This window comes from Variovorax sp. J22G73, from assembly GCF_030317035.1.
GTDB lineage: Bacteria > Pseudomonadota > Gammaproteobacteria > Burkholderiales > Burkholderiaceae_C > Variovorax.
Genome location: NZ_JASZYK010000011.1, coordinates 246,068 through 255,685, shown reverse-complemented (window position 1 = coordinate 255,685; position 9,618 = coordinate 246,068). Strand labels below are relative to the sequence as shown.

Genomic DNA, 9,618 nt, shown 5'->3' with positions numbered 1-9,618 from the left:
AGGTTTCAGATTGACTTCGCACATCAATCTTGGTACTCGATACCGTGACCAGGAAGCGAGAAGTCCCTTTGCATTCATTTCGCTGCGGGAAGCACCCGACGCCCTGTTCACTCGGGCACGCGGCTGGCGGACCGCTGCCCGATGACCGTGGCGCCCTGAACTGCAATGCCCGGCACCGGGCCCCGACGCGGCTGTAGGACGCCGGTCAATTGACAACGCGCCGTCCGCGCTCATGCTCCCGGGTGGGTTCCGAAGGATTTCGCTTCGGACACAACCGGGATTTTTCATGGACTCGTCTTCGCCATTCAACCCGCCTCCGGGCCAGCCCGTGAGCAAGTCGCCCAAGGCGCTCTGGGCCGTGATCGGGGCACTGGCCGTGGCTGTCGTGGCACTGGGCGGCGTGCTGGTCAGCCGCCAAGGTCCGAGCACCACCGCTGGCACGCCAGCGCCTGTCGTGGCGGCGGCCTCGCCCAACGCGCCTGACGACTTCAAACCTGAAATGATGCCGGCGGCGCCTGCCGTGCCGCCCACCTCCGCAGGGCCTGCGCCCCAGGCCATGGCCGCTGCGCCCATGCCCGCTCCCGCACCTTTGCCCGCACAGGCTGTACAGCCCGGACCGGCACCCGGCGCGAACGCGCCCGTGGTGGCCGCGGCCCCCGCTGCGCCGCCTTGCGCGGTCTGCGGACGGGTCGAGTCGGTTCGCCCCGTGCAGAAGCGCCTTCAAAGCACCAGCGGCGTGGGCGCCGTGGCCGGGGGCGTGGTGGGGGGCCTGGTCGGCAACCAGTTCGGGCACGGCAACGGGCGCGCCGCGACCACGGTGCTGGGCGCGGTCGGGGGCGGCTTCGCGGGCAACGAGATCGAGAAGCACGTGCGCACGGTCACGGTGTACGAAGTGGCGGTGCGCATGGACAACGGCACGCTGCGCACGGCCGAGACCAAGTCCGCGCCGCCCATCGGCAAGCCGGTGACGCTCAAGCGCGGGGTGCTGCGCCCGGCCGACGGGCGCAAGTAAGCCCGTCTGGGGTCGCGCAAGCGTGCGCGGCCCGGCTCCTTTTTCCTCCGATATCACATAAGCATCAGGGCTGGAAGCTCGCTTTTCCCACGGATATCTTGACGATATATCCTTAATATATTTAAAGTGCGGCGCTTCCACACCGCACATCCACAAGGAGCGATCAAGTGAGCAATCCCCGCTGGCAAGGCATCTTTCCCGCCGTCACCACCAAGTTCCACGCCGACGAAAGCATCGATGCCGAAGGCACGGCGCGTCACATCGACTTCCAGGTTCGCAACGGCATCCACGGCCTGGTCACCTGCGGCTCGCTGGGCGAGGCGAGCACGCTGACGCTCGAAGAAAAACTGCAGGTCGCGAAGATCGCGCTGGAGGCCGTCGACGGCCGCATCCCGGTGCTGGCCAACGTGTCGGAAACCAGCACCCGCGAGGCGCTGCGCTACGTGGACGGGGCCAACAAGCTGGGCGTGGCCGGCTTCATGGTGATGCCCTCGGTGATCTACGTGGCCGACGCGCGCGAGGCCATGCTCAACGTGCGCACCATCGCCAACGCCGCGCAACGGCCCATCATGGTCTACAACAACCCGGTGGCCTACCGGGTCGACCTGAAGCCCGAGCACATGCTGGCGCTGGCCGACTGCGAATGGATCGCGGCCATCAAGGAAAGCACCGACGACATCCGCCGCATCACCGACCTGCGCAACACCGTGGGCGACCGCTACCAGCTGTTCCTGGGCGTGGACGACCTCGCCTACGAAGGTCTGGCGCTGGGCTGCGACGGGCTGCTGGCGGGCGTGGGTTGCGCGTTTCCGCGCGAGACGGTGGCGCTGTACGACCTGATGAAGGCCGGCAGGTTCGCCGAGGCGCTCAAGCTCTACCAGTGGATGACGCCGATGCTGCACCTGGACGTGTCGACCAAGCTGGTGCAGAACCTCAAGCTCATCGACGCGCTGGTGGGCGTGGGCACCGAGCACATGCGCCGCCCGCGGCTGCCGCTCGTCGGCGAGGAGCGCGCCTTCATCGAAGGCGTGGTCGGCAAGGCGCTGGCGGCGCGGCCGGCGCAGTACCAGTCGGTGATGTAGCCGCCATCCCGCGGCTCGGCACACCTCGGCAACCGTCACCACCATTCACCGCGAACCCTCGCACTTTTCATCGTCCCAACCTAGGAAGAAGCATGAAGACACACGCACGCATGGTTCCCTTCATCGGTCTCGTGGCCCTCGCCGTTGCCGGCCAGGTGCACGCGCAGGAGCAGGTGGTCAAGATCGGCCACAGCGGCCCGCTGTCGGGCCCCAACGCCTTCGCGGGCAAGGACAACGAAAACGGCGTTCGCCTCGCGGTGGAAGAGCTCAACGCGAAGAAGCTCAGCGTGGGCGGCAAGACGCTGAAGTTCGAGCTGGTCTCCGAAGACGACCAGTGCGACGCCAAGACCGGCGTGAGCGTGGCGCAGAAGTTCGTGGACGACGGCGTCAAGTACGTCATGGGCCCGTACTGCTCAGGCGTGGCCATTCCGGCGTCGCGCATCTACAGCGACGGCGGCGTGCTGCTGTCGACCGTGGGCACCAACCCGAAGGTGACGCAGGGCGGCTACAAGAACCTGTACCGCATCATCGCCAGCGACAACCAGATCGGCGGCGCCATGGCCGTCTACGCGGCCAAGGAGCTGAAGGTGAAGAAGGTGGGCGTCATCGACGACCGCACCGCCTTCGGCCAGGGCCTGGCGGAAGAGTTCACCAAGGAAGCCAAGAACCAGGGCCTGACGGTGGTGGGCCAGGAGTTCACCACCGACAAGGCGGTGGACTTCACCGCCATCCTGACCAACCTGAAGGCCAAGGCGCCCGAGGCCATCTTCTTCGGCGGCTACGCGCCGCAGGCCGCGCCCATGGCGCGCCAGATGAAGCAGCTGGCCGTGCCCGGCAAGCTGCTGGGCGGCGACACCGTGTGCAGCCCGGCCACCGGCAAGCTGGGCGGCGACGCGGTCAACGACTTGGTGTTCTGCGCGCAGGGCGGCTCCATGCTCGAGAAGGCGCAAAGCGGCCCGGCCTTCAAGGAGAAGTTCAAGAAGCGCTTCAACGCCGACCCCGATGCGTACGCCGCCTCTTACTACGACCAGGTGCTGTTCATCGGCGAGTCGATGAAGAAGGCCAACTCCATCGATACCGACAAGGTGGGCGCCGAGCTCTACAAGACCACCTACAAGGGCGTGGCCGCCACCTATGCATACGACGACAAGGGCAACATGAAGCAGGCACCGATCACCGTGTTCACGTTCAAGAACGCGGCGCCGGTGCCTATCGCGAGCTATTGAAACCGGCCATTGAATCGGCCATTGAACGGACCCCCATGCAACGCATCCAGGTCATCGACTCGCACACCGGCGGCGAGCCCACGCGCCTCGTGATCGGCGGCTTTCCCGATCTGGGGAAGGGCACCATGGCCGAGCGCCGCGCGCTGCTGGCCGACCTGCACGACCCATGGCGCGCCGCCACCGTGCTGGAGCCGCGCGGCAGCGACGTGGTGGTGGGCGCGCTGCTGTGCGAGCCGGTGTCGCCCGATGCGGCCGCCGGCGTGGTCTTCTTCAACAACGCCGGCTACCTGGGCATGTGCGGCCACGGCACCATCGGGCTGGTCGCGAGCCTGGCGCACATGGGGCGCATCGGGGTGGGCGAGCACCGCATCGAGACGCCCGTGGGCACGGTGACCACCACGCTGCACGCGGACGGTTCCGTCAGCGTGCGCAACGTGCCCGCGTACCGCCATCTGCACCAGGTGGCGGTCGAGGTGCCGGGCCACGGCAGCGTGCGCGGCGACGTGGCCTATGGCGGCAACTGGTTCTTCCTGGTAGGTGAAAGCGAACACCGCCAGCGCGTGGCCAGCGACAACCTGGCCGCGCTGACCGACTACACGACGGCCTTGCGCAAGGCGCTGGCGGCGCAGGGCATCACGGGCGCGGACGGCGCGGAGGTCGACCACATCGAGCTCTTCGCGCCGCCAGGGGAAAGCGACCAGGGCGCGGACAGCCGCAACTTCGTGCTGTGCCCCGGCAACGCCTACGACCGCTCCCCCTGCGGCACCGGCACCAGCGCCAAGATCGCCTGCCTGGCGGCCGACGGCAAGCTCGCGCCGGGAGCGGTGTGGAAGCAGGCCAGCGTCATCGGCAGCGTGTTCGAGGCCAGCTACGCCATGGACGGCGACCGGCTCGTTCCCACGCTGCGCGGGCGCGCCTACATCAGCGCGGAAAGCACGCTGCTGATCGACGACGAAGACCCGTTCGGCTGGGGCATCCGGCCCTGACGCCGCGGGGCATGGACGCGGACGTCATCGTCATCGGCGCCGGCATCGTCGGCGCGGCCTGCGCGCACGCGCTGGCGCAGGCCGGGGCGCGCGTGCGGGTGCTCGATGCGCGGCTTGGCGGCGCCACCGGCGCCGGCATGGGCCATCTCGTGGTGATGGACGACAACCCGGCCGAACTCACGCTGAGCCGCGATTCGATCGCGCGCTGGCGCGGGCTTGCCGCGCGCATGAGCGACGACTGCGCCTACAGCCCCTGCGGCACGCTGTGGATCGCCGCCAACGACGAAGAGATGGCCGAGGCCGAGCGCAAGCAGCAGCGCCTGCGCGCGCACGGCATCGACAGCCGCCTGCTCGGCGCGAGCGAGCTGGCCAGCGCCGAGCCCGCCTTGCGCAAGGGACTCGCGGGCGCGCTCGAAGTGCCGGGCGACGGCATCCTCTACGCGCCGAACGCGGCGCGCTGGCTGCTGGCGCAGAACGCCGGGTCGGTCCACGTCGAACACGCCAAGGTGGAGGCCATCGAAGAAGACGGCAGGCTGCGCCTGGCCGACGGCGGCCACCGCAGCGCGCCGCAGGTCGTGCTGGCCAACGGCATCCAGGCGACCACGCTGTGCCCCGAGCTGCCGATACGCCCGAAGAAGGGCCACCTGCTCATCACCGACCGCTACCCCGGCACGGTGCACCACCAGCTCGTCGAGCTCGGCTACGTCACCAGCGCGCACCACAGCGAGGGCGACTCGGTCGCCTTCAACGTGCAGCCGCGTCCGACCGGGCAGCTGCTGGTCGGCTCGTCGCGCCAGTTCGACACCACCGACCCGGCCGTCGAGGCGCCGATGCTGGCCCGCATGCTCCAGCGCACGCTCGATTACCTGCCGGGCCTGGGCACGCTCAACGCCGTGCGCGCATGGACCGGCCTGCGCGCCGCCTCGCCCGACGGCCTGCCGCTGCTGGGCAGGCACCCGTGGCGCGAGAGGCTCTGGCTCGCCGTCGGGCACGAAGGCCTGGGCGTGACGACCGCGCCGGGCAGCGCGCACCTGCTGGCCGCGCTGATGACCGGCGCGACGCCCGACTTCGACGCCACGCCGTATGCGCCGCGCGGCCTGCGGGAGCACGCATGAGCGCCCACACCCTGCTGCACATCGACGGCCACCTCGTGCGCGTGAAAACCGGCAGCTCCGTCGCCGCCGCACTGCGCGTGGCCGGCGGCATGGGCGTGGCGCGCACCTCGGTCACCGGCCAGCCGCGCGCGCCGTTCTGCGGCATGGGCGTGTGCCAGGAATGCCGCGTGTGGGTCGACGGCCGGCGCCGCCTCGCGTGCCAGACGGTGTGCGCCGAAGGCATGCGCGTGGAGACGACGGAATGAACGGCGTCGTGCTGCAGCACTGCGACGTGCTGGTCATCGGCGCGGGGCCGGCCGGCATGGCCGCCGCGGTGGCGGCCGCGACCCGCGGCGCGGCGGTCGTCGTCATCGACGACAACCCCGCGCCCGGCGGACAGATCTGGCGCGACGGCCCCGGCGCCGTGCTGCCGCCCGCGGCGCACCGGTGGCGCGAGGCGCTCGCGCGCCACGCGAACATTCGCGTGCGCAGCGGCACGCGTGTCGTGGCCGCGACCATGGTGGCCACGGTGACCGCGCCGCGCGAACTGCTGCTCGAAGACGCCGAGGGCGCCACGCGCATGCGCTGGAACAAGCTCGTGCTCTGCACCGGCGCGCGCGAGCTGCTGCTGCCCTTCCCCGGCTGGACGCTGCCCGGCGTGACGGGCGTGGGCGGGCTGCAGGCGCTGGTGAAGGCGGGGCTGCCGGTGGCGGGCGAGCGCATCGTCGTCGCGGGCAGCGGGCCCTTGCTGCTGGCCGCCGCGGCCACGGCGCACGCCGCGGGCGCGACGGTGCTGCGCATCGCCGAGCAGGCTTCGTTCGCATCGGTGGCGCGCTTCGGTGCCGGCCTTGTGCGCTGGCCTGGCAAGGCGGCGCAAGCCGTGGCGTTGGGCGGCATGTCGGTCGGTGCGCCGGGCCTGCGGTACCGTACCGGGTCGCGCATCGTGTCGGCGCAGGGTACGGCGCAGGTCGAGTCGGTCCGGTTGCGGCAGGGCGGTCGCGAGGTCGACATCGCATGCGATCGCATCGCCTGCGGCTTCGGCCTGGTGCCCAACACGCAACTGGGGCAACTGCTCGGCTGTGCGCTCGCGGGGCCGGGCCTGTCGGTCGATGCGCTGCAAGCCACCAGCGTGGCGGGCATCTACGCGGCCGGCGAATGCACCGGCTTCGGCGGCAGCGAGCGCGCGCTGGCGCAAGGCACCATCGCCGGCCACGCGGCCGTCGGCCAGGAGCGCGAAGCCAAGGCGCACCAGCGCGAGCGCGCCAGGTGGGACGCCTTCGCCGCGCAGCTGCACCGCAGCTTCGCGCTGGCGCCCGAGCTCCGGCAGATGCCCGGGCCCGACACGCTGGTGTGCCGCTGCGAAGACGTGCCGCTGTCCGCTCTGTCGTCATGCACCGGCTGGGCCGACGCCAAGCTGCACCGCCGCTGCGGCATGGGCGCCTGCCAGGGCCGCGTGTGCGGCGACGCGGCGCAGTTCCTGTTCGGCTGGACGCCGCCCGCGCCGCGCCCGCCGCTGTCGCCGGCGCGCATCGCCACGCTGGCAGCGCTCGCCGCCCAGGGCGACGCCCGACAATGACGACGCCGCACCCGCACGAGACCCCCATGGCCGCCCCGTCCCCCGATTCCAGCCCCCCATCCAGTTCGCCAAGCGCGCCCAGCGCACCCAAGCGCCGCGCCGCCGACGTGGCCTACGACGCCATCGAGGCGCTGCTGTCGACGCTGCAGATCCAGCCCGGCAGCCAGGTCGTGGAGGCCGAGCTGGCCGAGCGCACGGGCCTGGGCCGCACGCCGGTGCGCGAGGCGCTGATGCGCATGGTGTCCATCGGGCTCATCGTGCAGCAGCCGCGCCGGGGCCTGCTGGTGTCGGCCATCGACCTGGCCGACCACCTGGACGTGATCCAGACCCGGCGCGTGCTCGAGCGGCTCATTGCCGCCTGCTCAGCGCGGCGCGCCACGGCGCTGCAGCGCGCGCAGATCGTGCGCTGCGCCGAGGCCATGGTCGAGGCCGCGGGCCGCGGCGACCTGAGCGACTACATGCGCGCCGACCACGCGCTGGACCTCGTCAACCACCAGGCGAGCCACAACGACTCCGCGGTGAAGGCGGTGATTCCGCCCATCGTGCAGTGCCGCCGCTTCTGGTACGCCTACCAGCACGAGGGCGAGATCGTCGAGGGCGCCAACGCGCACCTCGAGCTGGCGCAGGGCATCGCGACCGGCGACGAGGCTGCGGCCATGGCGGGCGCCGAGCGGCTGATGGACTACCTCGAAGTCTTCGCGCGCAAGGTCATCGACAGGTAGGCCGCACATCGGGGAAGTCCGCGTGTGCCGCCGGGGCTCGCGGCGCATACTGAAACGCATGGCCGTCGCTCCCCGCGCCCAACCCGAAGACTTCTTCAGCACCGAAGCGTGGCGCGCGCTGACCGCACGCTCGTCGTGGAAGGGGCTGTGGCTGGTGGCGCATTGCTGGGGCGTCATCGGCGCGGCGATGCTGGTGGGCATCGCGTGGCCGTGGACCGTGCCGTTCATGGTGCCCATCGTCGGCACGCGGCAGCTGGGCCTGTTCATCCTCATGCACGACGCGGCGCACGCGGGGCTGCACCGCAACCGCAAGGTGAACGACTGGGTCGGCCACTGGCTGTGCTCGTCGACGCTGCGCGACTACCGGCCCTACCACCTGCAGCACCACCGCTTTGTGCAGCAGGCCGAAGACCCCGACCTGGTGCTGTCGGCGCCCTTCCCCATCACGCGCGCGTCGATGTGGCGCAAGGTGCTGCGCGACCTGAGCGGGCAGACCTTCTACAAGCAGCGCTTCGGCCACATAGCGCAAGGCATCCGCCGGCGCGCGCCGGGCGAGGCGGTGCTGAAGGTGTTGGCTCGCGAGCTGGCGAAGGACCGGCGCTTTCTGCTCGGCAACGGCCTGGGCCTGCTGGCCTTCATGCTGGCCGGCCACGGCTGGGCGTGGCTGGCGATGTGGCTGCTGCCGATGGCCACGTGGCTGCCGCTGGTGAGCCGCGTGCGCAACATCGCCGAGCACGCGCTGGTGGCGCAGGACGAGGCCGACCCGCTGCGCCAGGCCCGCACCACGCACGCCAGCTGGCTCGAGCGCGTGCTGGTGGCGCCCTACTGGGTCAACTACCACTGCGAGCACCACATGTTCACCAACCTGCCTTGCTGGGCGCTGCCGAAGGCGCACCGCCTGCTGCGCCAGCAGGGCGCCACCGCGCGCATGGAAGTGCAGCCGGGCTACCTGAGCTTGCTGAAGCAAGCCACGACGCCCGCTCCTCAGCTCGTTTCCTAGCCCGCCTTTCATCCCGCCCCGGCCTGGCGTGCCGGTGGCACGGCGCGCGCCACCGGCGGCGCCCCGCGCTGCGCGCGCTGGCTCAGCCAGATGCTCGCAATGACGATGCCGATGCCCGCCACCTGCCACGCCGACAGCGCCTGCCCCAGCAGCGCCCAGCCCAGCACCACGGCCGTCACCGGGCTCAGGAAAGCCAGCGGCGCCACCGCCGAGGGCTCCAGCCGCGCCACGCCGCGGAACCACACGATGTAGGTCAGCGCGGCGCCCACGAGGCCCAGCCAGCCGAACCCGATCCAGTTGTGCAGCGTGAGCGCGGGCAGCGGCGGCTCCAGCAGCAGCGCCACCGGCAACAGCAGCAGCCCGCCGGCGGTGAGCTGCCAGGCGGTGAAGGTCAGCGCCGAGACCGGCGGCTGCCAGCGCCGGCTGAGCACCGTGCCGAAGGCCATCGACACCGCGGCGGCCAGGGCCGCGGCAATGCCGACGGCGTCGAGCGCCGCGTTCGGCGTGAGCACCAGCAGCGCCACGCCGCCCATGCCCACCACCGCCGCCAGCACCGACAGCGCGCGCACCGGCGCCCCCAGGAACAGCCCGGCCAGGAACACCACCATCAGCGGCTGCACCGAGGTGATGGTGGCCGCCACGCCGCCCGGCAGCCGGTAGGCGGCCAGGAACAGCATCGCCCACAGCATCGAGAAGTTCAGCCCGCCCAGCACGAAGATGCGCGCCCACCACGCGCGCTCGGGCAGCCTGCGCACGATCAGCAGCAACAGCAGGCCCGCGGGCAAGGCGCGCAGCAGCGCGACCGTCAGCGGGTAGTTCGCGGGCAGCAGCTCGGTGGTGACGATGTAGGTGCTGCCCCAGATGGCGGGCGCGGTGGCGGTGAGCAGCAGGTCGGTGGTGCGGGTCATGGCTTGAATCTA

10 protein-coding genes are annotated in these 9,618 nt (G+C 71.2%); 9 read left to right on the top strand and 1 reads right to left on the bottom strand.

Annotation, left to right across the window (positions count from 1 at the left end; genetic code table 11):
- The first annotated feature begins 286 nt into the window (after positions 1-286).
- The 9 genes from QTI51_RS30735 to QTI51_RS30695 all read left to right on the top strand — a co-directional run bounded on the left by QTI51_RS30735 (position 287) and on the right by QTI51_RS30695 (position 8,698).
- Positions 287-1,012 (top strand): glycine zipper 2TM domain-containing protein, encoded by a 726-nt coding sequence (locus QTI51_RS30735; protein WP_116910475.1) that lies wholly within the window; start codon positions 287-289, stop codon positions 1,010-1,012.
- Between the two features lie 167 nt (positions 1,013-1,179).
- The gene (locus QTI51_RS30730) at positions 1,180-2,094 is read left to right on the top strand and encodes a dihydrodipicolinate synthase family protein (RefSeq protein ID WP_116910474.1); all 915 of its coding nucleotides are present in this window, start codon (positions 1,180-1,182) and stop codon (positions 2,092-2,094) included.
- Positions 2,095-2,186: 92 nt separating this feature from the next.
- On the top strand, positions 2,187-3,320 hold the full coding sequence (locus QTI51_RS30725; protein ID WP_116910473.1) for a branched-chain amino acid ABC transporter substrate-binding protein: 1,134 nt from the start codon (positions 2,187-2,189) through the stop codon (positions 3,318-3,320).
- A 35-nt stretch (positions 3,321-3,355) separates the two neighbouring features.
- Positions 3,356-4,306 carry a 4-hydroxyproline epimerase gene (locus QTI51_RS30720; protein ID WP_116910472.1) on the top strand — a complete coding sequence of 317 codons (951 nt, stop codon included), beginning with the start codon at positions 3,356-3,358 and terminating at the stop codon, positions 4,304-4,306.
- An 11-nt stretch (positions 4,307-4,317) separates the two neighbouring features.
- Complete coding sequence (locus QTI51_RS30715; protein ID WP_116910471.1) at positions 4,318-5,421, top strand: NAD(P)/FAD-dependent oxidoreductase; 1,104 nt, start codon at positions 4,318-4,320, stop codon at positions 5,419-5,421.
- Positions 5,418-5,666, top strand: coding sequence for a (2Fe-2S)-binding protein (locus QTI51_RS30710; RefSeq protein ID WP_116910470.1), 249 nt, complete (start codon positions 5,418-5,420; stop codon positions 5,664-5,666). Before QTI51_RS30715 ends, QTI51_RS30710 begins: the two co-directional genes overlap by 4 nt.
- A complete protein-coding gene (locus tag QTI51_RS30705) occupies positions 5,663-6,976 on the top strand; it encodes an NAD(P)/FAD-dependent oxidoreductase (RefSeq protein ID WP_116910469.1) in 1,314 nt (437 codons plus the stop codon). Before QTI51_RS30710 ends, QTI51_RS30705 begins: the two co-directional genes overlap by 4 nt.
- A 26-nt stretch (positions 6,977-7,002) precedes the next feature.
- The gene (locus QTI51_RS30700; protein WP_116910508.1) at positions 7,003-7,698 is read left to right on the top strand and encodes a GntR family transcriptional regulator; all 696 of its coding nucleotides are present in this window, start codon (positions 7,003-7,005) and stop codon (positions 7,696-7,698) included.
- Between the two features lie 58 nt (positions 7,699-7,756).
- Positions 7,757-8,698 carry a fatty acid desaturase family protein gene (locus QTI51_RS30695; protein ID WP_116910468.1) on the top strand — a complete coding sequence of 314 codons (942 nt, stop codon included), beginning with the start codon at positions 7,757-7,759 and terminating at the stop codon, positions 8,696-8,698.
- 8 nt (positions 8,699-8,706) lie between these two features.
- On the opposite strand, the gene QTI51_RS30690 is transcribed toward QTI51_RS30695, so the two are convergent.
- Positions 8,707-9,606 carry an EamA family transporter gene (locus QTI51_RS30690; RefSeq protein WP_116910467.1) on the bottom strand — a complete coding sequence of 300 codons (900 nt, stop codon included), beginning with the start codon at positions 9,604-9,606 and terminating at the stop codon, positions 8,707-8,709.
- Between the last annotated feature and the right edge of the window lie 12 nt (positions 9,607-9,618).